Annotated in this window: 21 protein-coding genes; 9 read left to right on the plus strand and 12 right to left on the minus strand. The window is 73.5% G+C overall.

The window, feature by feature from the left end; all coding sequences use genetic code 11:
* Positions 1-41 precede the first annotated feature (41 nt).
* From ADK52_RS21340 to ADK52_RS21355, 4 genes are all read right to left on the minus strand, one after another.
* On the minus strand, positions 42-527 hold the full coding sequence (locus tag ADK52_RS21340) for a DUF6099 family protein (RefSeq protein ID WP_053691435.1): 486 nt from the start codon (positions 525-527) through the stop codon (positions 42-44).
* A 123-nt stretch (positions 528-650) separates the two neighbouring features.
* Positions 651-1046, minus strand: coding sequence for a nucleotide pyrophosphohydrolase (locus tag ADK52_RS21345; RefSeq protein WP_053691436.1), 396 nt, complete (start codon positions 1044-1046; stop codon positions 651-653).
* Complete coding sequence (locus tag ADK52_RS21350) at positions 1043-2302, minus strand: ATP-binding protein (RefSeq protein WP_234344118.1); 1260 nt, start codon at positions 2300-2302, stop codon at positions 1043-1045. The genes ADK52_RS21345 and ADK52_RS21350 overlap by 4 nt, the downstream gene beginning before the upstream one ends.
* Before the next feature lie 67 nt (positions 2303-2369).
* Positions 2370-2765, minus strand: coding sequence for a cell division protein SepF (locus ADK52_RS21355; protein ID WP_053691438.1), 396 nt, complete (start codon positions 2763-2765; stop codon positions 2370-2372).
* 163 nt (positions 2766-2928) lie between these two features.
* On the opposite strand from ADK52_RS21355, the gene ADK52_RS21360 reads away from it, so the two are divergent.
* Positions 2929-3642: a DUF2470 domain-containing protein gene (locus ADK52_RS21360; protein ID WP_053691439.1), complete on the plus strand. Its 714-nt coding sequence runs from the start codon at positions 2929-2931 to the stop codon at positions 3640-3642.
* A gap of 49 nt (positions 3643-3691) precedes the next feature.
* Positions 3692-4612, plus strand: a complete 921-nt coding sequence (locus ADK52_RS21365) for an NADP-dependent oxidoreductase (protein ID WP_053691515.1) — start codon at positions 3692-3694, stop codon at positions 4610-4612.
* A 63-nt stretch (positions 4613-4675) separates the two neighbouring features.
* On the opposite strand, the gene ADK52_RS21370 is transcribed toward ADK52_RS21365, so the two are convergent.
* From ADK52_RS21370 to ADK52_RS21395, 6 genes are all read right to left on the minus strand, one after another.
* Positions 4676-6007 carry an LLM class flavin-dependent oxidoreductase gene (locus ADK52_RS21370; protein WP_053691440.1) on the minus strand — a complete coding sequence of 444 codons (1332 nt, stop codon included), beginning with the start codon at positions 6005-6007 and terminating at the stop codon, positions 4676-4678.
* A gap of 32 nt (positions 6008-6039) precedes the next feature.
* Positions 6040-7026: an ABC transporter permease gene (locus ADK52_RS21375; protein WP_053691441.1), complete on the minus strand. Its 987-nt coding sequence runs from the start codon at positions 7024-7026 to the stop codon at positions 6040-6042.
* Positions 7023-7877 carry an ABC transporter ATP-binding protein gene (locus ADK52_RS21380; protein WP_053691442.1) on the minus strand — a complete coding sequence of 285 codons (855 nt, stop codon included), beginning with the start codon at positions 7875-7877 and terminating at the stop codon, positions 7023-7025. Before ADK52_RS21380 ends, ADK52_RS21375 begins: the two co-directional genes overlap by 4 nt.
* 5 nt (positions 7878-7882) lie before the next feature.
* A complete protein-coding gene (locus ADK52_RS21385) occupies positions 7883-8914 on the minus strand; it encodes an ABC transporter substrate-binding protein (protein WP_053691443.1) in 1032 nt (343 codons plus the stop codon).
* 37 nt (positions 8915-8951) lie between these two features.
* Positions 8952-9515, minus strand: a complete 564-nt coding sequence (gene ssuE / locus ADK52_RS21390; protein ID WP_053691444.1) for an NADPH-dependent FMN reductase — start codon at positions 9513-9515, stop codon at positions 8952-8954.
* Between the two features lie 100 nt (positions 9516-9615).
* Complete coding sequence (locus ADK52_RS21395; protein ID WP_053691445.1) at positions 9616-10554, minus strand: TauD/TfdA dioxygenase family protein; 939 nt, start codon at positions 10552-10554, stop codon at positions 9616-9618.
* 1024 nt (positions 10555-11578) lie between these two features.
* On the opposite strand from ADK52_RS21395, the gene ADK52_RS21400 reads away from it, so the two are divergent.
* Genes ADK52_RS21400 through meaB form a run of 3 tightly spaced genes read left to right on the plus strand, consistent with a single transcriptional unit; the run spans position 11579 to position 16651 of the window.
* Entirely contained in the window at positions 11579-13474 is a 1896-nt protein-coding gene (locus ADK52_RS21400; RefSeq protein ID WP_053691446.1) for a methylmalonyl-CoA mutase family protein, read from the plus strand.
* Complete coding sequence (gene scpA, locus ADK52_RS21405) at positions 13471-15657, plus strand: methylmalonyl-CoA mutase (RefSeq protein ID WP_053691447.1); 2187 nt, start codon at positions 13471-13473, stop codon at positions 15655-15657. Before ADK52_RS21400 ends, scpA begins: the two co-directional genes overlap by 4 nt.
* 10 nt (positions 15658-15667) lie before the next feature.
* Complete coding sequence (meaB, locus tag ADK52_RS21410) at positions 15668-16651, plus strand: methylmalonyl Co-A mutase-associated GTPase MeaB (protein ID WP_053691448.1); 984 nt, start codon at positions 15668-15670, stop codon at positions 16649-16651.
* A gap of 72 nt (positions 16652-16723) precedes the next feature.
* Here the strand turns inward: meaB and ADK52_RS21415 are convergent, their stop codons facing one another.
* Entirely contained in the window at positions 16724-17725 is a 1002-nt protein-coding gene (locus ADK52_RS21415; RefSeq protein ID WP_053691449.1) for an asparaginase, read from the minus strand.
* 131 nt (positions 17726-17856) lie between these two features.
* On the opposite strand from ADK52_RS21415, the gene ADK52_RS21420 reads away from it, so the two are divergent.
* The 4 genes from ADK52_RS21420 (at position 17857) to ADK52_RS21435 (ending at position 23817) form a co-directional block, all read left to right on the plus strand.
* Entirely contained in the window at positions 17857-18306 is a 450-nt protein-coding gene (locus ADK52_RS21420) for an Lrp/AsnC family transcriptional regulator (RefSeq protein WP_030154387.1), read from the plus strand.
* A 96-nt stretch (positions 18307-18402) separates the two neighbouring features.
* Positions 18403-20508: a protein kinase domain-containing protein gene (locus tag ADK52_RS21425; RefSeq protein ID WP_053691450.1), complete on the plus strand. Its 2106-nt coding sequence runs from the start codon at positions 18403-18405 to the stop codon at positions 20506-20508.
* 139 nt (positions 20509-20647) lie between these two features.
* Positions 20648-21598, plus strand: a complete 951-nt coding sequence (locus ADK52_RS21430) for a serine/threonine protein kinase (protein ID WP_053691451.1) — start codon at positions 20648-20650, stop codon at positions 21596-21598.
* Positions 21599-21603: 5 nt separating this feature from the next.
* On the plus strand, positions 21604-23817 hold the full coding sequence (locus tag ADK52_RS21435; RefSeq protein WP_053691452.1) for a protein kinase domain-containing protein: 2214 nt from the start codon (positions 21604-21606) through the stop codon (positions 23815-23817).
* A 28-nt stretch (positions 23818-23845) separates the two neighbouring features.
* Here ADK52_RS21435 and ADK52_RS21440 read toward each other — a convergent pair whose 3' ends face one another.
* Positions 23846-25177, minus strand: a complete 1332-nt coding sequence (locus ADK52_RS21440) for a class I SAM-dependent RNA methyltransferase (protein WP_053691453.1) — start codon at positions 25175-25177, stop codon at positions 23846-23848.
* Positions 25178-25268 lie beyond the last annotated feature (91 nt).

Genomic DNA, 25268 nt, shown 5'->3' on the forward strand with positions numbered 1-25268 from the left:
CGCGCGCGGCGGGACCCCGATTCCGCTCGCACCGTTCCCCGTCAGGCCACGCCGGAGGCCGAGCCCCGTTCGCGGACCGCCAGCCTGCGCAGGGCGCCCCTGACCCGGTCGCTCGATTCGTCGGCCGCGTCTATGGACTCTATGCACTGCCAGTACAGGCCTTCGTCGTCCGTCGCGCAGGCCACCCCGACCAGGGCTATCCCCACTTCGCCGAGCAGCGCCTGCAGTCCCAGGAGAGCCTGGCGGACATCCGCCACCCCGGTCAGCTGCGCGGCTCTCGGCGGATAGTCGGGCGCGCTGCCCTCTCCGCGCAGGGCCGCTCTGTCGAGCACCCCGCAGCCTCTGCCCCCCGCTTCACCCAGTCCCCGCGCCTCCGATCTCAGCTCCGGCGGCCCCGTGACCGCCAGCCAGCTCCCGATCCCCTGGGCGAGCGCCTGGGCCTGCCAGGCCTCGCCCACGATGTCCATCGCCGCCCCGCTCTGTGCCAGCGCGTGCCGGCCGGCCGCGATGAGCCGTACCGCATCCATATGCCGTCCCCCGTCCGCACGACATCCGCCATCCTCACCACTACCCAGAGTGAGGGCAATGGGCCAGTAAAGCCAGGGGTATTCGGAAATCTGTGGACACAAACATGGTTGTGGACGACGCCATCACTCCGAAGAGTGACAATTCGATGTCGGAGGCCCTGTCACCGGGAAGCGGAGCTCGTTCCTCTCGATCTTCGCGGCGAGCGCATCCAGCACATCCACCCCGAGAACCTCACAGAATTGCAGCAGATACGCCAGCACGTCGGCCACCTCATCGGCCACGCGGTGCGCGGTTTCCGGCTCCTCCATGACCTTCGCCGACTGTTCCGGGGTCAGCCACTGGAAGATTTCGACCAGTTCGGACACTTCCACACTCAGCGCCACGGCCAGGTTCTTGGGCGTGTGGTACGGCTCCCAGCCGCGCGCCGCGGCGAACTCGGCCAGCCGCCGCTGAAGTTGGTGCAGCCGCTCGTGCGGCCGCGGCTCGTCGCCGTGCTGTACGTCCCGCTCATCGCTCATGGCGTCAGGTCTACCACCGCCACCCCCGGGGTCACGCGGGCGGCCGCGGCCGCCGCCTCCCCCACCGCCGCGAGCAGCCGGACATGGCCGCGGCCGCAGGACAGCAGGGCCAGCCGCAACAGCTCGGCGCTCTGCCGCCCGTCCAGATCGCGGTCGAAGCCGTCGGCGAGGACGGTCAGCGCCTGCCGGGCGGAGATCAGTTCGGCGGCCGGGTCCATGGCGAGCACCCCCGGGCCGGTCAGCAGGACCAGCGCCAGCGCGAGGAAGCGGAGCTCGCCCGCGCCGAGCCGGCCCAGTTCCGTGGCGGGCCCGGAGCGGCCCCGGTCCAGCACCGCCGTGACCGGGCCGTGCGCGGGATCCCGTACGTCCAGCCCCTCCACCGGGCCCGCGCAGCCGGTCCGCGCCGCCGCGGCGAGCAGCGCGTGGCGGGTGCCGCATTCGTGGCGGGTCCGGCGCAGCACGTCGGCGAGGTTGGCGCAGTCGCCGAGCAGCCGGCCCTCGCCCGGCGGGACGGGTGCGCGCATCCGGTCGGGGCTCGGGTCGCAGGGGAAGACCGAGCGCAGCGCCACCACCACCTGCTCCGCCGCCGCGAGCACCTGGCGCTGCCCGGCCGTGGAACCGGCGACGCGCAGCGGCAGGAGGGCGGTGCCGAGCCGGTCGTCGGGCAGCGGGGCCCGGGTGACGCCGACGGCCCCGCCGGTCAGCCAGGAGGCCTGCACGGAGCGCCGGCCGGGGTCGCGCAGGGCGGTGCCGAGAAGGATCTGCCCGTCCACCGCGAGCCGTTCGCCGACGATCCGGAGCGTGGGCTCGGCCTGTACGGCGAGGTCGAGGCGGACCGGCCCGGCGGGTCCGTCGACGGTGCAGCCGATGCGGAAGCCGCGCCGCCCCTGGCCGTCGGGCAGGGCCCGGTCGGGGATCCGGGCCTGCGGATCGGGGAACGCCTCCTCCAGGGTGGCCCCGGCCCCGAGCCCCGCCAGGGCCTCGTGGGCGGCCAGGACCTGGGACTTGCCGCTGCCGCTGGGCCCGGCGAGGAAGGTCACGGGCTCCAGCGCGAAGACGGCGCCGCGGTGCCTGCCGAACGCGGAGAGCCGCAATTCGGTGACGACGGGCCGATGGTGCACGACGGCGGGCCGCGGCGCGCGGGCCGCCGGCACGGCGCCGGCGGGCGGGAGCCCGTCGTCGGCAACGGCGGCGGATGACCCGGCACGGGCAGGGCCCCCGGCCCCCGGCGCGGTCAAGTCCAAAGAGGCGTCCATGCGCCGGACGGTACGGGCCGCCGGGCCCCCGGTGGGCGCGGCGAACCGTTCCGTCCTGGCGACCTTCCTACGATCGGGGGACGGCGGCGGCCGCGATCCCCTCGACCTCGGTCCCGACGGGCGCCAGCAGGAAGACGTTCCGGTCGACCCGGTGCATCCCGCTGCCCAGCCCGAAGACCACGCCACTGCTGAAGTCGAGGATCCGCTTGGCCACTTCGCTGTCGGCGCCGGTGAGGTCGAGCAGCACCGGGATCTGCGCGATCAGGTACTCGGCCACCTCCCGCGCATCGGCGAAGACCTGGACCCGGATCACGACGAAGCGCCGCTGCTCCGCCGCGGACGCCCCCGGCGCCGTGGGGATCGTGCGGTGGTCCACCCGGGAGGGCCACTCGTTGCGACTGCGCAGGGGGACCACCTGCGCGAGCCCCTCCCACTGTTCGTCCGTGACGTCGTACCTGCTCACCGGGCCGCCTCGGCCGTGCGCTTCATGTGCATCCCCCCATCTTCTCGTGTTTCACCCGTTCAGCCCAACAACGACACGAGCGACACGGGGTACTCCCGTGGAAGGGAATGGGTTAGGTTAGGCATGCCTAAGTCACTCGCCCAGGACGATGGAGAGATCCCGCATGCACATGCCCGGTGCTGCCCCCGCCACCCCGGCCGCCGGCCGGCCCGCCGATGCCGAGCGGGTCCGGTCGATCCTGGCCGCCGCCCACTCCATGACCGTGGTCACCGACGGGCTGAGCAGCGAGATCCGCCACCTCGACGGCTCGGACCCGATGGGCCGGCTGCACCTGCACCCCGCCGAACCCGGCGGCGCAGGCGAGCACCGGCCGTCGATCCGGCTGGAGTTCACCGACATCGCCCCCACGCCCGTACGGGACCGGGTGCGCGCCCGCGTCACGATCACCGGCCGCCTGCTGACGCCCTACACGGACGAAGGCGCCGGCTCCACCTGCATGGAGTTCGGCCGGGCCGTCCTGGAGACCGGCGAGGGCCGCACGTACGTCGGCCTCGAAGAGCTCGACGCGGCCTGCCCCGACCCCCTCGCCCCGTTCGAGGCCGGCATGCTCACGCACCTCCTCGACGACCACGCCGAGCTCGTCACGCTCCTCCTGCGCCTGGTCCGGCCGCTGCCCGCCGCGGCGATCGTCCGCGTACTGCCGCTCGCCATGGACCGGTACGGGATCACCCTGCGCCTGGAGCTGCACCGCGGCCACCACGACGTACGGCTGCCGTTCCCCTCTCCGCTGGACGACGTCGAGCAGTCCGGGGTACAGATCCAGGCCCTGTTCAGCGCGGCCCGGCGGCGCTCGCACCGCAACAGCCTGCCCGCGTGAGGAGCCCCGCACGGGAATAGGTCCCCCCGGGGTCCGGTTGGGGACGATCATGAAGGCAATCACGTACGACGCATACGGAACTTCCCGGAACCTCAAGCTCGTTGACGTACCGCAGCCCAAGGTCGGCCCCGGCGAGGTGCTGGTGCGGGTCAAGGCCGCCGGCGTCAACCCGGTCGACTGGAAGCTCGCCGCCGGATACCTCGACCCGATCCTCGAAGTCCGCTACCCCGTCATACCCGGCTGGGACGTGGCCGGCGTCGTCGAGGCCGTCGGCCCCGACACCTTCGACCACTCCGTCGGCGACGAGGTGTACGGGTACGTCCGCAAGGAGTGGGTCGAGCTCGGCACCTACGCCGAACTCGTCGCGGCCCCCGTCCGGACGCTGGCCCGCAAACCGCGTGCCCTGACCTTCGAGCAGGCCGCGGGCCTCCCGCTGGCCGGCCTCACCGCGTACCAGTCCCTCACCCGCGCGGGCCTCAAGGCCGGCGAGACCGTCGTCATCCATTCCGCAGCGGGCGGCACCGGCTCCTTCGGCGTGCAGATCGCCGTCGCGCTCGGTCTGCGCGTCATCGGCACCGCCGGCGCGCACAACCACGACTACCTGCGCTCGCTCGGCGCCGAACCCGTCCTGTACGGGGAGGGCCTGGCGGACCGGATCCGCGCACTCGCCCCCGAAGGCATCGACGCCGGGCTGGACTTCTTCGGGGACGGCGCCGTCGAGATCCTCCAGTCGCTCGTCAAGGAGCGTGACCGGGTGGTCTCCATCGCCGATTACGAGGCCGCCGCCAAGGGCGCGCACCAGCTGTGGGTGCGCCCCGACACGACCGACCTGACCTTCCTGGCGGAACTCTCCGACGCGGGCAAGCTCACGGTCAACGTGGAGCACGCGCTGCCGCTCGCCGAGGCCGCGAAGGCCTGGGAGCTCAGCGCGGCCGGCCGCACCCGCGGCAAGATCGTCCTCACCGTCTGACGACGCGCGGAGGCCGCCGGAGTACGAGGCTCCGGCGGCCGCGCGCTCACGTACCCGGGCCGCTCACGAGGCGGCCTGCGCGTACCGGTTCGCCGGGCGCGCGAGGCCGTAGTTCTCGCGCAGGGTCGCCCCCGTGTACTCGGTGCGGAACAGGCCGCGCCGCTGGAGGATCGGCACGACGTGGTCGACGAAGTCGGTGAGCCCGGTCGGCAGTACGGGCGCCATGACGTTGAACCCGTCGGCGGCGCCCTGGGTGAACCACTCCTCCAGCTGGTCGGCGATCTGCTCGGGCGTGCCGGCGAAGACGCGGTGACCGCGGCCGGCGCCGAGCCGGGCGATCAGGTCGCGCAGGCTGAGGCCGTCGCGGCGGGCCAGTTCGGCGACGAGCGTGAAGCGGCTCTTGTTGCCGTTGATGTCCCGCTCCTCGGGAAGCTCGGGCAGCGGGCCGTCGAGGGGCAGGCCGGTCAGGTCGGTGCCGAGCATGCCGGAGAGCTGGGCGAGCCCGTACTCCGGCACCTGGAGGTCGGTGAGCTGCTGCTCCAGGGCCTTGGCCTCGGCCTCGGTGGAGCCGATGACCGGGGCGATGCCGGGCAGGACGAGCAGGTCGGACTCGGCCCGGCCGTACTTCGCGAGGCGCGACTTGAGGTCCTTGTAGAAGGTCTGCCCGTCGGCGAGGGTCTGCTGGGCGGTGAAGACGGCCTCGGCGTACTGCGCGGCGAACTCCTTGCCGTCCTCGGAGGAGCCGGCCTGGACGAGCAGCGGGTGGCCCTGCGGCGAGCGGGGCACGTTGAGCGGGCCGGCGACGCCGAAGTACGTACCGCGGTGGGCGGCGGGGTGCAGCTTGTCGGTGTCGGCGTAGATGCCGCGCTCCTTGTCGAGGACGATCGCGTCGTCCTCCCAGCTGTCCCAGAGCTTGGTGGCCACGTCGAGGAACTCGCGGGCGCGTTCGTAGCGGAGGCCGTGTTCGAGGTGCTCGTCCTGACCGAAGTTGCGGGCCTCGTCCACGGTGCCGGAGGTGACGATGTTCCATCCGGCGCGGCCGTTGCTGATGTGGTCGAGGGAGGCGAACTTGCGGGCGAGGTGGAAGGGCTCGTTGAAGGTGGTCGAGACGGTGGCGATCAGCCCGATGTGCTCGGTGACGGCGGCGATGGCGGAGAGCAGGGTGAGCGGCTCGAACCCGCCGAGGGCGTTGTAGCGGGCCTTGCCCCAGAGCGCGAGCCCGTCGGCGAAGAAGATCGAGTCGAGCCGCCCCCGCTCGGCGGTCCGCGCCAGCTCCTGGAAGTACCGCAGGTCGGTGACCCGCTCGGGACTGCTGTCGGGATGCCGCCAGGCGGCGTCGTGGTGCCCGGCGTTCATGAGGAACGCGTTGAGGTGGAGGGTCCGGCGTGCGGTCATGATGGTGTTCCTCGGGGTGGGAGAGACGGGTGTCAGGCGGGGACGCGCCAGAGGCTGAGGCGGCGTTCGACGGTGATGAGGAGCTGGTTGAAGGCGACGCCGATGGCCGAGATGGTGACGATGCCCGCGTACATCTCCGGGATCGCGAAGTTGAACTGCGAGGCGTTGATCAGGTAGCCGAGACCCGCCTTGGCGCCGATCATCTCGGCGGCCACGAGGACCAGGATCGAGACGGCGCCGGCCAGCCGGATGCCGGTGAAGACGGCCGGTACGGAGGCCGGCAGGATCACCTTCTGGAACAGCCTCGGCGTGGACAGGTCCATGGACCGGGCGAGTCTGACCAGCGTCGGATCGGCGTTGCCGACGGCGCTGATGGTGTTCAGCAGGATCGGCCAGACGCAGGCGTAGACGACGATGGAGAGCTTCGAGGTCTCGCCGATGCCGAGCAGCAGGACGAACACCGGCAGCAGCGCGAGGGCCGCGGTGTTGCGGAACACCTCCAGCAGCGGGCCGAGCAGCACCGCGACGGGGCGGTACCAGCCGATCAGCAGGCCGAGCGGGACCGCGACGACGACGGCGATGCCGAAGCCGCCGAAGGAACGGACGAGGCTGGCCTGCGTGTGCTCGGCGAGCTGGCCGTTGCCCGCCAGTTCCCACCAGGCCGCGGCGACCTCGCTGACCGGCGGGAGGAAGGTGGAGTCCACCAGTCCGAGCCGGGGCGCCGCCTCCCAGACCACGAGCAGGGCGAGGATCGCCGCCGAGCGCAGGGCCGCCGCGCGCAGCCACCGGGCGACGGCGCGCAGGGCGGCCGGAGCCTGTGCGGGGGCCGGGGCCGGGGCGGGGGCCGCAGCGGTGGGGGCCGCAGGGGCGGGCGGGGCCGGTGCGGGTTCCCGTACCGGCTCGGGTTCGCGTACCGCCGCGGGTTCCCGTACGGGCGCGGGCGCGTGGGTGGGCGTGTGCACCCCGCTCCCGGGACCCGCCTCGGCCGCGGTGCTCTTCGTATCGGTTCCGGTGCTCATACGGTGGCCTCCTCCTTCTCCAGTTGCTGGGCGCGGGCCACCTCGTCGTGGAGCAGGGTCCAGATCTCGTGGCGGTAGCGGGCGAATTCCGGGCTGGAGCGCAGCTCCTCCCCGCCGGCGCCGGTGGCCCGGTCGCCGAAGGAGACGGGGACGGCCTCCTTGATCCGGCCGGGGCGGGAGGTCATCACGGCCACCCGCTGCCCGAGGTACACGGCTTCCTCGATCCCGTGCGTGATGAAGACGACGGTCTTGCCGGTGCGCTGCCAGATGCGGCGCAGCTCGTCCTGGAGGGATTCACGGGTTTGCGCGTCGAGCGCGGCGAACGGCTCGTCCATCAGGAGGACGTCCGGGTCGTAGGCGAGGGACCGGGCGATGGCCACGCGCTGGCGCATCCCCCCGGACAGCTCGTGCGGGTGGCGGTCCTCGAAGCCGGTGAGGCCGACGAGGTCCAGGAACTCCCGGGCCCGCTCCGTGCGTTCACGGCGGGGGACGCCGGTCGCCTCCAGCCCGAACTCGATGTTGCCGAGCGCGGTGCGCCAGGGCAGCAGGGCGTACTGCTGGAAGACGATGCCCCGGTCCAGGCCGGGTCCGGTGACCGGCTCGCCGTCGAGCAGGATCCGGCCGGAGGTGGGCCGGGTCAGGCCGCCCAGCAGGTCGAGGAGGGTGGACTTGCCGCAGCCGCTGGGTCCGACGACCACCACGAACTCCCCGGCCCCGATCTCCAGGTCCACGCCGTCGAGGGCGGTGAAGCTGCCGCCGTCGGCGCCGGCCTTCCTGCCTCCGGCCCTCCTGCCCTTGGCCTGCTTCCTGGGGAAGGTCTTCGTCACGGACTCGAACACGATCTTCGCCATGGCGCTCAGCCCTTCCCCTGGTCGTTGAACTCGTTCGTGTAGAGGTCGGCCGGCTTCAGCTGGCCCTTCTTGATCTCGCCGCGCTCACCGAGCCAGTCGATCCACAGCTGGAACTCCTTGTCGGCGATCCGGCCGCCGGTCTCGGCCACCCCGAACGAGCGCCAGTACTGGAGGGTGGAGGTGTCCTCGTTGCGGCCGCGCTTCTTGACGATCTCGGTCATCCGGGCGATGACCTCCTCGCGCGGGGTGGTCCGGGACCACTCGATGGCCTTGGCGACACCGGTCGTGAAGGTCCGTACGGTGTCGGGGTTCTCCTTGATGAACCGCCGGGTCATCACGTACGACCCGGCGCTGAAGGCGCCCAGCAGCTCGAAGTCCTTGAACAGCGGGCGGATGCCGCCGGTGGCGAGGGCCTTGTCCCGCAGGACGCCGCTGAGCACCCCGACCTCGATCTGCTTCTGGCGCAGCGCCTGTTCGGTGTTGACGGGCGGGACCACGAGGGACTCGACCTTCGCCGCATCGGCCTTGGAGAGGCCGTTGCGCTCCAGGTAGATCTCCAGCAGGGCCTGGGCGTGGGCGCCCAGGGTGTTCATGCCGACCTTCTTGCCGATCAGGTCGCGGGGCGAGCGGATCGGGCTGTCCTCCAGGACGTAGTAGCCGAGGTAGGTGTCCTTGTCGGAGCCGTAGTAGGAGATGACGGACTGGATCTGGGCCTTGCTCGCGGCGAGTTTGACGATGGCCCCGTTGAAGGCGCCGCCGAAGTGGGTCTGGCCGGTGGCCGCGGACTGGATGTCCTGGGGACCGCTGATGGTGTTGCCGACCCAGTCGAGGGTCAGGCCGCCCAGGTAGCCGAGGTCCGCGGCCAGTTCGGGGAGCAGGACGGCGCCGACGGCGCCCTGGTACTTGAGGGACGTGACCTGCTTGCCGGATCCGCCGGAGGCGGTGGCCGTACCGCAGCTCACCGCGGCCGCCGAGATGCCGAGCAGGGCGAGGAACTGGCGTCGGGAGGTGGAGGTGGAGGCGAGGGCTGCGGGCATGGGGCGTCCTTGTCGGGAATCGGGGGTTTCGGGGCCGCTACGGGGCGGTCGTCGCGAAGGGGGCGGCGGATGCTGGGGCGTTCAGCGCCTCGGCGAACTCGTCGACGGCCTGGAAGAGGTCCAGCTCCGCCTCGGGCCGCAGCCGGTCGGGGCCGGCTCCGCGCTCCACGGAGGAGTCCAGGACGAACCGTCCGGCGGTGACGTGCCGGGCTCCGAGCGCGGCCAGCACCGGGCGCAGGGCGTAGTCGAGGGTCAGTACGTGGGCGAGGCTGCCGCCGGTGGCGATCGGCAGCACCGTCTTCCCGGCCAGCCCGTCCTGCGGGAGCAGATCGAGGAAGGCCTTGAGCAGGCCGGTGTACGAGGCCTTGTAGACCGGGGTCGCGACGATGATCCCGTCGGCCTCCGCGACGGCTTCGAGGGCCCGGCGGATCTCGGGCTCGCCGCGGCGGGCGGCGAGGAGGTCGGCGGCGGGGAGTTCCCGTACGGCGAGGTGGGCGGTGTCGAACCCGGCGTGGGCGAGCCGGCGCAGCACGTGCTCGGCGACGACGGCGGTACGGGAGTGCGGGGAGGGGCTGCCGGTGAGGGCGAGCAGGGTGGGCACGGTGCCTCCTGGGGCGTCGTACGGGCGGGGCAGGCGGGTCTCGGCTCGGGCGGGCCGGGTCAGGCAGGCCGGTCAGGCGGGCCGGGTCAGGCAGCTCGGGTCAGGCGGTGGCGGACGCGCCCGAGGGGATGCCGAAGGACGGGTCGGGGACGGTCTCCGGGCTGATCAGGCGGGACGGGAGCCCGTCCGGGCCGACGGGTACGTCGCCGTCGACCGTCACGCGGCGCAGGGTGCGCTCGTGGTCGTCGGAGTCGTCGACGCCGTAGTGCTGGGTGGCCCGGTTGTCCCAGATCGCCACGTCGCCGGCCCGCCACTGCCAGCGGACGGTGTTCTCGGGGCTCTCGATGTGCGACTGGAAGAGGTCGACCAGCGCACGGGAGTCCCGACCGGTCAGACCGTCGATCCGCTGGACGAAGTTGCCGAGGAGCAGGGTGCGTTCGCCGGTCTCCGGGTGGACGCGGACGACGGGGTGCTCGGTGCGGAACTTCGTGGACGTGAACACCTCGCGGTACTGGGCGAGGGCCTCGGGGAGCGCGTCGGGCTTGAGGGCGGCGTAGTCGTACTCGTTGGTGTGAACGGCGCGCAGGCCGTCGGCGAGGACGCGGAGCGGCTCGGGGAGGTGGGCGTAGGCGGCGGCGGTGTTGGCCCAGAGGGTGTTGCCGCCGTACGGGGGGAGGGTGACGGCGCGGAGGATGGAGAAGGCGGGGTAGGCGGGGACGAAGGTGACGTCGGTGTGCCACTGGTTGGCGCGGGCGCCGTGGTGGGAGTCGATGCCGAGGGCGTAACGGCCGTCGGCGGAGGGCACGGTGGGGTGGGCGACGGGCGTGCCGAGCAGTCGGGCGAAGGCTTCGTGGCCGGCCTCGTCGAGGTGGTCCTGGTCGCGGAAGAAGACGACCTTGTGGGCGAGGAGGGCGGCCCGGACCTCGGCGACGACCTCGTCCGGAAGCCCACCCCCCAGCTGCACACCCCCGATCTCGGCGCCGATCCGGCCGCCGATCCGGGTGACGACGGGCTGCTGGGTGCGGGTGGCGGTGCTCATGGGAACTCCTTCGGGTCGGTTGCGACAGCGGGCGGCCGCAAGGCCGCGGAACGGCGCGAAACGGGCACGGAACAGGTACGGAACGGGCACGGGGCTCCGGCCGGGGGAAGGTCCGGCCTGCGGGCAGGGCGTGCCGACGGTCCACGGGACAGGGGGTACTGGTCGGGTGACCGCGAGACGGCCGCCGAACGGGTCGACCTGGGGCCGGGTCGTCGGCCTTCGATCAGGCGGCCGGAGGCTGGTTGGCCTGGGGCCGGGCGGGCTTCCGGCTTCTAGCCGGTTGGCCGGGACGAACCGGCCGGAGGCCGGAGGGCGGACGGCCCGGGGCTGACCGGCCGACCGCGGAGGAGTCGGCCGGGAGCCGGGCCGTGCCGGGTCGCGGTGGGACCGACGGCCGGTCCGGCGGGAGGCCGAACGGTCATCGGGCGGGACCCGGGGCGGCGCTCAGGCGCGGCGCGGGGCCTGACAGCGGCCCGGACACGCACCCGGCGCGGTACAGGAGCCGGGGGTGTGGAACCGCGGGGCGAGAAGCTCGAACGCGGACATGGCTCGGAGCCTGGCAGCGACTCCAGGACGGGTCAAGCCCCGCCCGACACGCCGAAACAAACCCTGAGCGGATCCCCCGACCACCTCGGTGCACCGCCTCTGACCTGGCGTTTCGACCGCTCCTGTAGGCACCACCCATCGCCCCCCGAACGGCCGAAAACAGTGGCCTGATTTCACGCCCCCGCAACGCGACCGCCACGCACCCACGGGCCGCACGCCCGCGGGGCCGAAGCCGCCCGCCCGACCGGCACCGGCCCCGCCGGGCAGCCGCGGTACGGCTCACCCCCGCCGGGCACCGCGCGCACCGGCCCGGCCCCGCCACGCAGTCGGCGTACCGGAGTCCGCCGGCCTCGCCCACCCGGACGCCGCGCCGCTGCTCGGGACGCTCTTTCGTGACCCGTCCCCTCTCACATGAGAGGGGGAGATCACATCCGGTGGTTATAGTCGTTCCCGAGGCCACCCCCCTAGCATTCGAGCCATGACGGTCCTGCCTGATGACGGGCTCTCCTTGGCCGCCGAGTTCCCTGACGCGACGCATGAGCAGTGGCAGCGCCTGGTAGAGGGCGTTCTACGCAAGTCCGGCAAGGACGTATCCGGCGAAGCCGCAGAAGACGCGTTGTCCACGAAGCTCGAAGACGGGCTCACCACCCGCCCGCTGTACACCGCGCCCGAAACGGCCGACGAGACCGGCTTCCCCGGGTTCGCGCCGTTCATACGGGGCGGCAGCCCCGCCGGCGGCGCCGCCGCCGGCTGGGACGTACGTCAGCGGTACGTCGGACACGACCCCGTACGGGTGAACGAGGCCGTCCTCACCGACCTCGAGAACGGGGTCACCTCCCTCTGGCTGTCCCTGGGCGGCGGCCCCGGCGGGCTCCCCGTCGACGCGCTCCCCCGCGCCCTCGACGGCGTCTACCTCGACCTGGCTCCCGTCTCCCTGGACGCCGGAGCCGAATACGCCGACGCCGCCCGCGCCTTGCTGCGCCTGTACGCCGAGCGGCAGGTGGCCCCCGAGGCCGCCCGCGCGAGCCTCGGCGCCGACCCGCTCGGCCATGAGGCCCGTACGGGTGAGGCCCTCGGCCTCACCGACGCCGTCGTCCTCGCCCGGGAGGCCGCCGCGCACTGGCCCGGCGTCCGCACCCTCCTCGTCGACGCGCTGCCGTACCACGAGGCCGGCGGCTCGGCCGCCGAGGAGCTCGGCCTGTCGCTGGCCACCGGAGTCGCGTACCTGCGCGCACTCACCGAGGGAGCCCCTGTGGAGGGCGCCCCCACCGCCGGAGGCCTCGGCGTCGACGCCGCCCTCGGCCAGCTGGAGTTCCGCTACGCCGCGACCGCCGACCAGTTCCTCACCATCGCGAAGTTCCGCGCCGCGCGCCGTCTGTGGGCCCGGATCGCCGAGGCCTGCGGGGCCCCCGACGCGGGTGCCCAGCGCCAGCACGCCGTCACCTCGCCCGTGATGATGACCCGCCGCGACCCGTGGGTGAACATGCTGCGCACCACCGTCGCCTGCATGGCGGCGGGCGTCGGCGGGGCCGACTCGGTGACCGTGCTCCCCTTCGACCACGAGCTGGGCCTGCCGGACGCCTTCGCGCGCCGCATCGCCCGCAACACCTCCACCATCCTGCTGGAGGAGTCGCACCTGGCCCGCGTCATCGACCCGGCCGGCGGCTCGTACTACGTGGAGCAGCTCACCGACGAACTCGCCCACGCCGCCTGGGAGTTCTTCCAGGCGATCGAGAAGGCCGGCGGTCTGGCCGCCGCCCTGCGCTCCGGACTGGTCGCCGACCGGCTGGCCGCCACCTGGGCCGAGCGCTCCAAGCGGCTCGCCAAGCGCCGTGAACCCATCACGGGCGTCAGCGAGTTCCCGCTGCTCTCGGAGAAGCCCCTCGACCGCGAGCCCGCCCCGGCGGGCCCCACGGGCGGGCTGCCGCGCGTACGGCGCGACGAGGCGTACGAGGCGCTGCGCGCCCGCAGCGACGCGCACCTGGCCGCGACGGGGAACCGTCCGCGGATCTTCCTCGCCGCGCTGGGACCCGCAGCGGCGCACACCGCGCGCGCCACCTTCGCCGCGAACCTGTTCCAGGCGGGCGGCATCGCACCGGTCCACGACCCGGTGTCGGTGGACCCGGCGACGGCCGCCGCGGCCTACGCCGCGAGCGGCGCGGACGGCATGGCCGTGCTGTGCTCCAGCGACCCGCTGTACGAGGAGCAGGCGGCGGCGGTGGCCGCGGCCCTGCGCGCGGCCGGTGCGACGACCGTGTTCCTCGCGGGCAAGCCCGGCACCTCGGCCGACGCCGTGGACGAGTACGTCTTCGCGGGCTGCGACGCGGTCGCCGTGCTGTCCTCCGTACTCGACCGGATGGGAATCGCGTCTTGAGCATCCCCGATTTCTCCGAACTCGCGCTGAACGGCGCGGGCCCGGCCGCCGGGTCCGAGGACCAGTGGCGCGCCGCCGTCAAGGAGTCCACCGGGACCGCCGCCGGCGACCTGCTGTGGGAGACGCCCGAGGGCATCGGCGTGAAGCCGCTGTACACGGGCCGGGACCTGGAGGGGCTGGACTTCCTCCGGACCTACCCGGGCATGGCCCCGTACCTGCGCGGCCCGTACCCGACCATGTACGTCAACCAGCCCTGGACGATCCGGCAGTACGCGGGCTTCTCCACGGCCGAGGAGTCGAACGCCTTCTACCGCCGCAACCTCGCGGCCGGCCAGAAGGGCCTGTCGATCGCCTTCGACCTGCCCACGCACCGCGGGTACGACAGCGACCACCCGCGCGTCACGGGTGACGTCGGCATGGCGGGCGTGGCGATCGACTCGATCTACGACATGCGGCAGCTGTTCGACGGGATCCCGCTGGACAAGATGACGGTGTCGATGACGATGAACGGCGCGGTGCTGCCGATCCTCGCCCTCTACATCGTGGCGGCGGAGGAGCAGGGCGTCTCGCCCGACAAGCTCGCCGGGACCATCCAGAACGACATCCTCAAAGAGTTCATGGTCCGCAACACCTACATCTATCCGCCCAAGCCCTCGATGCGGATCATCTCGGACATCTTCGCGTTCACCTCGCAGAACATGCCGCGGTACAACTCCATCTCGATCTCCGGGTACCACATCCAGGAGGCCGGGGCCACGGCGGACCTGGAGCTCGCCTACACCCTCGCCGACGGCGTGGAGTACCTGCGCGCCGGGCAGGCGGTCGGGCTGGACGTGGACGCGTTCGCGCCGCGCCTGTCGTTCTTCTGGGCGATCGGCATGAACTTCTTCATGGAGGTCGCGAAGCTGCGCGCCGCCCGCCTGCTGTGGGCGCGGCTGGTCAAGCAGTTCGACCCGAAGAACGCGAAGTCGCTCTCGCTGCGCACGCATTCGCAGACCTCGGGCTGGTCGCTGACGGCGCAGGACGTGTTCAACAACGTGACGCGTACGTGCATCGAGGCGATGGCGGCGACCCAGGGGCACACCCAGTCGCTGCACACCAACGCCCTCGACGAGGCGCTCGCGCTGCCGACGGACTTCTCGGCGCGCATCGCCCGCAACACCCAGCTGCTGCTCCAGCAGGAGTCGGGCACCTGCCGGTCGATCGACCCGTGGGGCGGCAGCGCGTACGTCGAGAAGCTGACGTACGACCTGGCGCGCCGGGCCTGGCAGCACATCCAGGAGGTCGAGGCGGCCGGCGGCATGGCACAGGCCATCGACGCGGGCATCCCGAAGCTGCGCGTGGAGGAGGCCGCGGCCCGTACGCAGGCGCGGATCGACTCGGGGCGCCAGCCGGTGATCGGCGTGAACAAGTACCGGGTGGAGAACGACGAGCAGATCGACGTGCTCAAGGTCGACAACTCCTCGGTGCGCACGCAGCAGATCGAGAAGCTGCGCCGGCTGCGCGAGGAGCGCGACGAGGCGGTCACGCAGGACACCCTGCGGGCGCTGACGAACGCGGCCGAGCGCGGCGACGGCAACCTGCTCGCGCTGGCGGTGGACGCGGCGCGCGCCAAGGCCACGGTGGGTGAGATCTCGGACGCACTGGAGAAGGTGTACGGGCGGCACGCGAGCCAGATCCGTACGATCTCGGGTGTGTACCGCACCGAGGCAGGCGAATCCCCGAACGTGGAGCGCACGCGTGCGCTGGTCGACCGGTTCGAGGAGGCGGAGGGCCGCCGTCCGCGTGTCCTGGTCGCCAAGATGGGCCAGGACGGGCACGACCGCGGCCAGAAGGTGATCGCGACCGCCTTCGCCGACCTGGGCTTCGACGTGGACGTCGGCCCGCTGTTCCAGACCCCGGCGGAGGTGGCCCGCCAGGCCGTCGAGGCGGACGTCCACGTGGTGGGCGTGTCGTCGCTGGCGGCCGGTCACCTGACCCTCGTACCGGCGCTGCGCGAGCAGTTGGCGGAGGAGGGGCGCGAGGACATCATGATCGTGGTGGGCGGGGTGATCCCGCCGGCGGACGTGCCGACGCTGCTGGAGATGGGCGCGGCGGCGGTGTTCCCGCCCGGCACGGTGATCCCGGACGCGGCCCACGACCTGGTGACGCGGCTGGCCGCGGATCTGGGCCACGAGCTGTAGGGCGCGGCCGATGCCTCCGAAGATCGAGATCGAGGCCTACGCGAAAGGGGTCCTCGACGGGAAGCGCGCGTTCATCGCCCGCGCCATCACCCTCGTCGAGTCCACCCTGCCCGCTCACCGCGCCCTGGCGCAGCAGCTGTTGACCGAACTGCTCCCCCACACGGGGCGGGCGCGCCGGATCGGGATCAGCGGGGTGCCGGGGGTCGGCAAGTCCACGTTCATCGACGCGTTCGGCACGATGCTGACGGGGCTGGGCCACCGGGTCGCGGTCCTGGCGGTGGACCCTTCGTCCACCCGTACGGGCGGCTCGATCCTGGGTGACAAGACGCGGATGGAACGCCTGGCGGTGGATCCGGCCGCGTTCGTACGGCCCTCCCCTTCGGCCGGCACCCTGGGCGGGGTCGCGAAGGCCACCCGCGAATCCATGATCGTCATGGAGGCGGCGGGCTACGACGTAGTCCTCGTCGAGACGGTGGGCGTGGGCCAGTCGGAGACGACGGTCGCCGGCATGGTGGACTCCTTCCTCCTGCTCTCCCTGGCCCGCACGGGTGACCAGCTGCAGGGCATCAAGAAGGGTGTCCTGGAGCTGGCGGACGTCCTCGCGGTGAACAAGGCGGACGGCCCGCACGAGCGCGACGCGAAGGCGGCGGCGCGGGAGCTGTCGGGCGCCCTGCGCCTGATGCACCCGGCCGACGCGGCCTGGACCCCGCCCGTACTCACGTGCAGCGCGCGGGAGTCGGCGGGCCTGGACGAGGTGTGGAACCGCCTGGAGCAGCACCGCCGGCTGCTGGACGCGAGCGGCCGGCTGGCGGCCAAGCGGGCGGATCAGCAGGTGGAGTGGACCTGGTCGATGGTCCGCGAGGAGCTCCTGGAGCGCCTGCGCGCCAACCCCTCCGTACGCGATCTGGCCCCGTCCCTGGAGGCCGCGGTCCGCGCGGGCGCCGTCACCCCCACCTCGGCGGCGGACCGCATCCTGTCGGCGTTCGCCAACTGACCTCACGCGGCCGCACCCCAGCGGGGGTGCGGCCGTACGCGTATCCCGGCGTCCGGGGTGGGTCGCGGCGGGTCAGGCTTCGATCAGGGCCGCGTCCTGGGTGCCCAGCGCGCGGGCCAGGACGCGGGTCTGCTCCGCCGGGTCCTCGGTGGCCAGCAGGGCCGAGAGGACCGCGATGCGGGCCTGGCCGGCGCGGAGGGTGCCCGTCGGGACGGCGCCCGCGGCGACCAGGTCCACGGCGCCGCCGTGCGTGTAGATCTCGGTGACCGGTCCGGCGGGGACCCGGGTGGTCAGCGCCACCAGCACGCCCCGCGCGACGGCGGCCTCCACCGCGTCCACGATCTCCGGCGTCGCGTTCCCCGCGCCGGTGCCGATCAGGACGATGCCCCGGGCGCCCGCCGCGAGCGCGGCGTTCAGGAGTACCGGGTCCCCGTCCGCGTGGTGCATCACGACGTCCACCCGCGGCGGCACCTCCGGCATCGCCGGCAGCGGCAGCGGCTCCGGGCGCTGCGGGGTGCGCAGCACCGTGACCTTGCCGAAGCCGATCTTCCCGAGCAGTTCCTTCGAGGGGTCGGCGAACGCGTCCAGCGCCACCGCCTGGGTCTTCACCGTGCCGCGGGCCGCGTGCACCCGCCCGCCGAAGGCGATCAGCACGCCGAGCCCCCGGGTGTTCGCCGCGGTGAGCAGGGCGTCGTAGAGGTTGCCCGGGCCGTCCCCGTCGGCCGTGCCCATCGGGCGCTGCGCGCCGGTGAAGACGACGGTGCGCGGGTCGTGGTGGTGCAGGTCGACGAGGAACGCCGACTCCTCCAGGGTGTCCGTGCCGTGCGTGACGACGATGCCGTCCACGTCCGGATCGGCGAGCACCTCGTGCACGGTGCGCAGCAGGGTGAGCTGGTGGGCGGTGGTCAGCCGGGGGCTGTTCACGCTGAACAGGTCCACCACCTCGATGGTGATGTCCTCGGGCAGCGGCGCGGTGGCCATGACCTCGCGCCCGTCGGCGTCGGCCGCGAAACCGGAACCCTGCCAGCGGCTGGCTATCGTGCCGCCGGTGCTGATGACGACGATCCGTCCCATGGCCACCCTTCCTCGCGTACGGGTGATACCTCGTACAGATGTGCTGAGCTGGCAATGATAGTGAGATCTATGCGCAACGCGATTGCCAGTTTCGCCCCATCCGTTCATAAACGGTGGGTGATAATTGCTCCATGGATGCCATTGACCGCGAAATCTTGCGCGAGCTCCAAGCCGACGGCCGCCTCAGCAACCAGGAGCTGGCCCAGCGCGTCGGCTTGACTCCCTCCCCCTGCATGCGGCGCGTACGCCAGCTCGAACAGGACGGGGTGATCCAGGGCTACCGCGCGGTCATCGCCCCCGAGGCGGTCGGCCGCGGCTTCGAGGTGCTGGTCTCGGTCGAGGTGCGCCGCGACCGCGCCGCCGTCGAGGCCTTCGAGGCGGCCCTCCAGGACATCCCCGACGTCATCGAGGCCTACCGCCTCTTCGGCAGCCCCGGCTGCCTGCTGCGCATCGCCGTCGCGGACCTGCGCGCGTACGAACGCCTCTGGATCGAGAAGCTGACCGCCCTCTCCGGCGTCACCGAGGTCAACTCGCAGATCATCATGAAGCGCATCAAGGAACCGACCGGCCTGCCCGTCTAGCGCTGAGCCCGACCCCGGGCGCACCGGCCCCGGGCGCACCGGCCCCGGGCGCACCGGCCCCAGGCGTACCGGCCCCAGCGAAGGAAGCAGCACACCATGGAACCCCTCGGCACCGGAGACCCGGTCCGGCTCGGCCCGTACCGACTCCTCGGCGTCCTCGGCGCAGGCGGCATGGGCAAGGTCTACTTCGGGCGGGACGACGGCGGTCGGACGGCGGCGGTCAAGGTGCTGCTGCCGGAGCTCGCGCACGACCCGAACCTCGCCCGGCGGTTCGTCCGCGAGGCACACACCGCGCAGGCCGTCACCAGCTCCGGCATCGCCCGCGTCCTCGACGCGATGAGCGAGGACGGCAACCGGCCCTGGATCGCGACCGAGTTCCTGTCCGGGCCCACCCTCGACGACGCCGTCCGCCGGTACGGGCCGTTCGGCGCCGACGCGGTCCGCGCGCTCGCCGCCTCCCTCGCCACCACCCTGCGCGAGATCCACGCCGCGGGACTGGTCCACCGCGACCTGAAGCCGGCCAACATCGTGCTCACCTCGGGCGGGCCGCGCGTCATCGACTTCGGCATCGCCCGCCCCGAGCACGGGCTGACGCTCACCACCACCGGCCAGGTCCCGGTCACCCCCGGCTACGGCGCCCCCGAGCAGGTGCTCGGCCGACGCGCGGGTCCCGCCGCGGACGTCTTCTCGCTGGGCGCGGTGCTCGCGTACGCGGCGACCGGACAGCGTACGTTCGATGGCACGCACGTGGCTGCCGTGCAGTACGAGGTGGTGCACGGCGAGCCCGAACTCACTGCCGTGCCAGACGAGTTGCGGCAGCTGATAGCACCCTGTCTCGCCAAGGACCCCGACCGGCGCCCGACACCCGAGCAGATCGCGGGCGCCTTCGCTCCGCCGCGCGGAGCGGACCGCGTCTGGCGTACGGGGCCACTCGCCCAGGACATCGCGCGCCGCGGCAGCGAGGCCGAACGGCAGGCCGCCACGGCGATCGGGCAGGAGCCCGGAGCCGACCCGTCCCGCAGGCGGGTACTGCGCGCCTCCCTGGCCGTCGGCGGCGCGCTGGCCGCCACCGGCGGCGCGGCGGGAGCCTGGTTGCTGATGCGCGACGAGCCGCTGCCCCCACCGGGCACGGCCGGCAACGCGCAGCCCCTGTCCCCGCTCTCCACCCAGTCCGGCACACCCCCGAACCCCCTGTGGGGGCCGCTGCCGGTGGCGGCGCAGCCCGTGGGCGGCGTGGTCACCACCCCGCTCCCGCTCCTCGACGTGGTCGTCTTCGCCGCGAAGGACGGCGGGCTGGCGGCCCGGCTGACGGCCGACGGCAAGGAGAAGTGGCGGCTGCCCGGCACCGTCCCCGCGGCCGGGCTGGTCGCCCTGCCCGGCAACCGGTTCGTCACCGGCGGTCCCGCCGGGGGGCTGCTGTGCTTCGAGGCCTCCACCTCCAAGCGGCTGTGGACGGTCCCCGCCGACGCCCACCGCATCCTGGCCGCGGACGCGTCGGCCGTGTACCTGGTGACCCGGGACGGGCGGCTGCGCGCCGTGGACACCGGCACCCGCACGGTCCGCTGGACCGTGCCGCTGGAGCAGAACGCCCTGCGGGCGCCCGGCTCGAAGGCCGCGCCCGGTGCACGGGCCGCGGCCGGCCCGGACCGGCTCGTGGTCTGCGGCGCGTACGGCACCGTCTTCGCGGTCGACACCGCATCCGGCGCCCCCGTCTGGGAGGTCGTCAGCCAGGCGCGCTCCGCCGTGCAGCCGCTCGTCGTGGGGGACGCGGTATACCTCGGCGGCCGGACGCTGAAGGGGCTGAGCATCCGGACGGGCACCGAGCTCTGGGACCCGACCGACGCGAAGGAGCCCCCGAAGGAGGACGGCGGCGGCTGGGGGCCGCCGGTCCGGTACGGCGAGTCCCTGTGGGCCATGGACGGCACGGCGATGAGCCAGGCCCGGCTCGCGACCGGTGTGCCCACCCCGTACGGCAACGCCGTCCACGGCCCCCTGCCGCACGTCCCCCCGGTGGTGCAGGCCCGTACGGTCTTCGCCGTGGAGGGTGAGGGGCAGGGCGTCTCGGCGTACTCAGCCTTCGTCGGCAAGCGGTACTGGACCTGGTCGCCCGAGTCGCGCGGGGTCTGGGCGATGGCCGGCGCCGGAAACCGCCTGTTCACCGTCAACGACGGGAAGCTGACCGCCCTGCCGGTCGTGGACTGACGATCACCTAGGCTCGGGCTCAGGGCCTCGGGCCTCGGGCCTCGGGCCTCGGGTTCAGGGCCTCGGGCCTCCGGGCTCAGGGCCTCGCGCCTCGGGCTCAGGGCCTCGCGCCGAGCAACCGAATCTGGAGACCGCGCACATGGAACGCCTACGGCAGGACGACCCCCCGCAGATCGGGCCGTTCACGACCCTGGCGCGTCTCGACGCCGCATCCGCCGAGCGCTCCGTCCCCGACCGCCGGTACCTCGCGCGGAGCGCCGACGGGGAGCGCACGGTCCTCGTCGGCGTGCCGCGGGTCGGTGCGGATCCCTCCCGGTGGGCGGTCGAGGCCGAGGGCGCCCGGCGGCTGCGGCTGCCGCGGTGCCTCGCCGTCGCCGAGGTCGGCGGCACGGCCGGCTTCCCCTGGTACGCGGCCCCGTACACGCCGATGCTGCCGTTGCCGGCGGTGCTCGCCGCCCACGGCGGTCCGCTGCCCGAGGACGTCGTACGCGGGCTCGGCGCCGTCCTCGCGGAGGCACTCGCCGCCGCGCACGCCCAGGGGGTGGCGCACGCCGGGCTGTCGCCGGCCGCCGTGCTGGTCACCCCCGGCGGGCCGGTGCTGTCGTGCTTCGGCGCCGTGCGGGCCGCCGCTCCCGACGGCGTGCGCCCGGCCGGGCTGCCGGGGCTCGACCCGGGCTGCCTGGCTCCGGAAGAGGCCTCGGGCGAAGCCCCCCGGCCGGGCGGCGACATCTTCGCGCTGGGGTCCGTACTGGCCTACGCCTCGACCGGGCACACGGTGCCCGAGCAGGGCGAACTGCCGCCCGGGCTGCGCGGTTTGGTCGGGGCGTGCCTGGCACGCGATCCCGCGGACCGGCCCCGGTCCGCCGGGGAGCTGCTGCGCGGGCTGTCCGCGCCGGCGCGCATCCCGGACCCGCGGCTGCCATCGTCTTCCGGGCCCCCGACCGCCCTGGACGGCGCCGCTCCGCCGGTCGTGCTGCCGGGCCGGGTCGTCGCCGCGCTCGCCGCCCAGTCGGCGTGGCTTCTCTCCACGGAACTCCCCCCGGTGCAACAGCCGTTCACATCACCCGCGCCACCCCGGAAAGTGCACTGACCCCGATGCCTCCCTCTTCGTCCCCGCTCGCACCGCTCACGCACGACGACCCGGTGCACCTCGGTGAGCACCGGCTGCTGGCCCGGCTCGGCAGCGGCGGCATGGGCACGGTGTACCTGGCCCGTTCGGCGGCCGGGCGTACGGTCGCGCTCAAGACCGTGCACACCCGGATCGCCGCCGACGCCGCCTTCCGCACCCGGTTCCGGCTGGAGTCGGACGCGGCACGGGTCATCGGCGACCGGTACGGGGCACGCGTGTTCGGCGCCGACCCGCTGGCGCCGACACCGTGGCTGGCGACCGAGTACGTGATCGGCCCGCAGCTGGACGAGGCGGTCCGCCTCGGCGGTCCGCTGCCGGAGGCGTCGATCCGGTCGCTGGGCGCCGATCTCGCCCGGGCCCTGGGCCAGTTGCACCGCTCGGACGTGGTGCACCGCGACCTCAAGCCCTCCAACGTCATGGTCACCGCCGCCGGGCCGAAGGTCATCGACTTCGGCATCGCGCGGGTCCTCGGCGACGAACGGCTGACCGGCACCGGGGCCGCGGCCGGCACCCCCGCCTTCATGTCGCCCGAGCAGGCCGGCGGCCTCGACCACACCCCCGCCGGCGATGTGTTCGCACTGGCGGGCGTCCTGGTCTTCGCGGCCACCGGGCACGGCCCGTTCGGCGGAGGCCGGGCCGCCGACCTGCTCTACCGGGTGCGGTACGCGGAACCCGACCTCGACGGCGTACCGGCCGGACTGGCCCCGCTGCTGGCCCGCTGCCTGAGCAAGGACCCTTCGCTGCGTCCGGGCACCGACGAGCTGGCGGAGCTCCTCTCCCCCGGCGGGGCGGCCGACTTCGCCGACGGGCTGCCGCAGCCGGTCCTCGCGGACATCGCCCGGCGCGCCGCGGCGGTGTGGCAGGCGCCGCCGCCCCGGCTCGCGGCGCCCACCGAGGAGCCCGGGACCGCCGTTGAGGCGCGGACCGGCATGTCGCGGCGCCGGTTCCTGGCGCTGAGCGGCGGCGCGGTGGCGGCCGGGACCGCTCTGGCGGCGGGCGGCGGCTGGTGGGCCTGGCGCAGCAGCCGACCGGACAGGGCGACGAAGAAGAACCCCGTCCTCCAGCCGCCGCCCGAACCGCTGTGGTGGGTCGGCGCGGCGATCCCCCTGGCCCTCCCCGAGCCCCTGTTCGTGGGCGATGACCTGGTCGCGGCCATGGGGATCACGGTCGCGGCCGTCGACGCCCGGACCGGAGCGAGCAGTATGGATTTCGCCGGGTACGCGGACCGCTGGCGGGTCGGCACCGACGGCAAGGTGCTTTACGGGCTGGGGAAGCGGGGGACCGCCACCGCACCGGACAAGGCGGTGGCGGTCTCCGTCCTGCCCCTGCAGTACGTCGAACCCGGCGAAGAGGCGCCACCACGCGTGCGCCTGTCCGCGTACGACGGGACCCACCCCCTGACCCAGATCCTGGGCGTGAGCGGGGACACGGTGTTCCTGCACGCGAAATCCGCGGGCGCCGAGCAGTGGTCGGTGGTGGCCGCGGGCCTGACCTCCGGCAAGGAGCGGTGGCGGGTGCCGGCGGCGGGCCCCACCGCGCACCAGGTCAAGCTGGAGCAGCCGGCCCTGGTCCGGCTCAAGTCCGTACGCGGCGGGGTGCTGCTGTGGCAACGGGCCGAAGTCGGCGACGACCTGCGGGTCTCCCTCCACGACGCGGCGAACGGCACCGAACGCTGGTCCGCGACCCTGGAGGCGCGGGGCGCGACCCCGGACCAGCCGGCCACGGACGACGACCACGTCTACCTCGGCGCCGCCACAGTCCAGGCCCTCCGCCTCTCGGACGGCAAACCCGCCTGGTCCTTCGGCGAAGGCCGCGACGTGGGCCCGGTCGTGGGCGAACGCCGCTACGGCATCCCGACGGTCCGCGACGGCGTGGTCTACGCCGTCGAGGGCACCCACGGCATCGTCGCCCTGGACGCCCGCACCGGAACGGAACGCTGGCGCGAGGCCACCCCGAAGAAGCCCGCCGCGGAGTCCACGCCCCACCGCGACGTGGCCCCGGTGGCCACGCCGCACCACGTCTACACCCTGGACGCCTTGGGCGTCCGGGCCCTCGACCTCCGCACCCGCCGCCCGGTCTGGCGCTACGAGGCCAAGGCGGCCACCCTCACCGCCGACCCGTCCGGCACCCGGCTGCACGTCCGCGAGCAGAGCAGAATGACGGCCCTCCCCACCGACTGACCCCGCCGAAAACGCAGGACCCCGCAGCTCAGGCGTCGTCGCGAACCGGCTCCAGGATCGCCACGCACTCGACGTGGTGCGTCATCGGGAAGAGGTCGAAGACTCGGAGGGTGCGGGGCTTGTAGCCGGCTTCCTTGAAGTAGGCGAGGTCGCGGGCCAGGGCCGCCGGGTCGCAGGCCACGTACGCGATGCGGCGGGCGTTCAGGCCCGCGACGTGGCGGACCGTCTGCTTGCCCGCGCCCGCGCGCGGGGGGTCCAGGACGACCAGGTCGCACTCCGTGATGCCGGTCTTCGGGAGGACCGACTCGACCTTGCCCTGCTCGATGCGGACCCGGGGGAAGTCCGCCAGGTTGTGCCGGGCGTCCTCGACCGCGCGCTTCGTGGACTCGATGCCGAGCACCGCGCCCGTCTCGCCCAGGCGTTCGGCCAGGGCCCCCGCGAAGATGCCGACGCCGCAGTAGAGGTCGAGGGCCATCTCGCCCTTGCGCGGCATCAGGCCCTGCATGACGGCCTTGATCAGGGTGTCGGCGGCCTGCGGGTGGACCTGCCAGAAGCCGCCCATGCCGACGCGGTACGTACGGCCGTCCGCGCGCTCCCGTACGAAGGGGCGGCCGTGGACCCGGTGGACCCCGCCGTCCTTCTCCTCGACCCGCAGGACCGAGACCGGCTTGTCCAGCTCCACGAGCGGGAGTCGGCCGCCCGGGCGCGGGGTCAGGACGACCTGCCGGTCCTGGGAGCCGGTCGCGGCGATCGCCTCGACCGTGGCCATCTGGGGCCAGTCCTGCTTCTCGATGCCCAGCTCGCTGACGCCCGGCGCCGCGATCATGCAGTGGTCGACCGGCTCGATGTCGTGCGAGCGGTGCTTGCGCAGGCCCGCGCGCCCGTCCTCGCCGATCGCGTACTGGACGCGGGTGCGCCACTGCGGGACCTGCCCGGCCGGCAGCTTGTCGCCCTCGGCCGGCATGACCGTGCCGTCCCAGCCGGCCTCCTCCGGGGTGAGCCCGGCGAGCCGCAGCAGCTGCTCGGCGACGACCTCGCCCTTGAGCCGGCGCTGGGCGCCCGGCTTGGCGTGCTGCCAGTCGCAGCCGCCGCACTTGCCGGGGCCGGCGTACGGGCACGGGGCCTCGACCCGGTCCTTGGAGGCGTCGAGGACGGTGATCGCGTCGGCGCGCAGGAAGCGGGAGTCCGTCTCGCCCTCCGTGACGCGGGCGATGATCTTCTCACCGGGCAGGGTGTGGCGGACGAAGAGGACGCGGCCATCGGACGTCCGGGCGATGCAGATGCCGCCGTGCGCGACGGGGCCGACCTCGACCTCGTACTCCTCCCCGACCAGTGACTGCTTCTCGTTCTGCTCGGTCATGGTGGGGAGACTCCAAAACATAAATGGGAACGGCCGGACGACCGACCCACCAGTTTACGTGGATCTCGTCCGGCCGTTCGCCACACCGAAA

This window comes from Streptomyces sp. WM6372 (assembly GCF_001279655.1).
In the GTDB taxonomy this organism is placed as follows: Bacteria; Actinomycetota; Actinomycetes; order Streptomycetales; family Streptomycetaceae; genus Streptomyces.

Bases quoted from the DNA above. Each gene is read 5' to 3' on its own strand.
- ADK52_RS21350 (WP_234344118.1), bottom strand. From the start codon at position 2,302: ATGGACGCCTCTTTGGACTTGACCGCGCCGGGGGCCGGGGGCCCTGCC.
- ADK52_RS21380 (WP_053691442.1), bottom strand. From the start codon at position 7,877: ATGGCGAAGATCGTGTTCGAGTCCGTGACGAAGACCTTCCCCAGGAAG.
- ADK52_RS21430 (WP_053691451.1), top strand. From the start codon at position 20,648: ATGGAACGCCTACGGCAGGACGACCCCCCGCAGATCGGGCCGTTCACG.
- ADK52_RS21345 (WP_053691436.1), bottom strand. From the start codon at position 1,046: ATGAGCGATGAGCGGGACGTACAGCACGGCGACGAGCCGCGGCCGCAC.
- ADK52_RS21400 (WP_053691446.1), top strand. From the start codon at position 11,579: ATGACGGTCCTGCCTGATGACGGGCTCTCCTTGGCCGCCGAGTTCCCT.
- ADK52_RS21360 (WP_053691439.1), top strand. From the start codon at position 2,929: ATGCACATGCCCGGTGCTGCCCCCGCCACCCCGGCCGCCGGCCGGCCC.
- ADK52_RS21370 (WP_053691440.1), bottom strand. From the start codon at position 6,007: ATGACCGCACGCCGGACCCTCCACCTCAACGCGTTCCTCATGAACGCC.
- ADK52_RS21420 (WP_030154387.1), top strand. From the start codon at position 17,857: ATGGATGCCATTGACCGCGAAATCTTGCGCGAGCTCCAAGCCGACGGC.
- ADK52_RS21375 (WP_053691441.1), bottom strand. From the start codon at position 7,026: ATGAGCACCGGAACCGATACGAAGAGCACCGCGGCCGAGGCGGGTCCC.
- ADK52_RS21440 (WP_053691453.1), bottom strand. From the start codon at position 25,177: ATGACCGAGCAGAACGAGAAGCAGTCACTGGTCGGGGAGGAGTACGAG.
- ADK52_RS21385 (WP_053691443.1), bottom strand. From the start codon at position 8,914: ATGCCCGCAGCCCTCGCCTCCACCTCCACCTCCCGACGCCAGTTCCTC.
- ADK52_RS21365 (WP_053691515.1), top strand. From the start codon at position 3,692: ATGAAGGCAATCACGTACGACGCATACGGAACTTCCCGGAACCTCAAG.
- ADK52_RS21395 (WP_053691445.1), bottom strand. From the start codon at position 10,554: ATGAGCACCGCCACCCGCACCCAGCAGCCCGTCGTCACCCGGATCGGC.
- meaB (WP_053691448.1), top strand. From the start codon at position 15,668: ATGCCTCCGAAGATCGAGATCGAGGCCTACGCGAAAGGGGTCCTCGAC.
- ADK52_RS21425 (WP_053691450.1), top strand. From the start codon at position 18,403: ATGGAACCCCTCGGCACCGGAGACCCGGTCCGGCTCGGCCCGTACCGA.
- ADK52_RS21415 (WP_053691449.1), bottom strand. From the start codon at position 17,725: ATGGGACGGATCGTCGTCATCAGCACCGGCGGCACGATAGCCAGCCGC.
- ADK52_RS21435 (WP_053691452.1), top strand. From the start codon at position 21,604: ATGCCTCCCTCTTCGTCCCCGCTCGCACCGCTCACGCACGACGACCCG.
- ADK52_RS21340 (WP_053691435.1), bottom strand. From the start codon at position 527: ATGGATGCGGTACGGCTCATCGCGGCCGGCCGGCACGCGCTGGCACAG.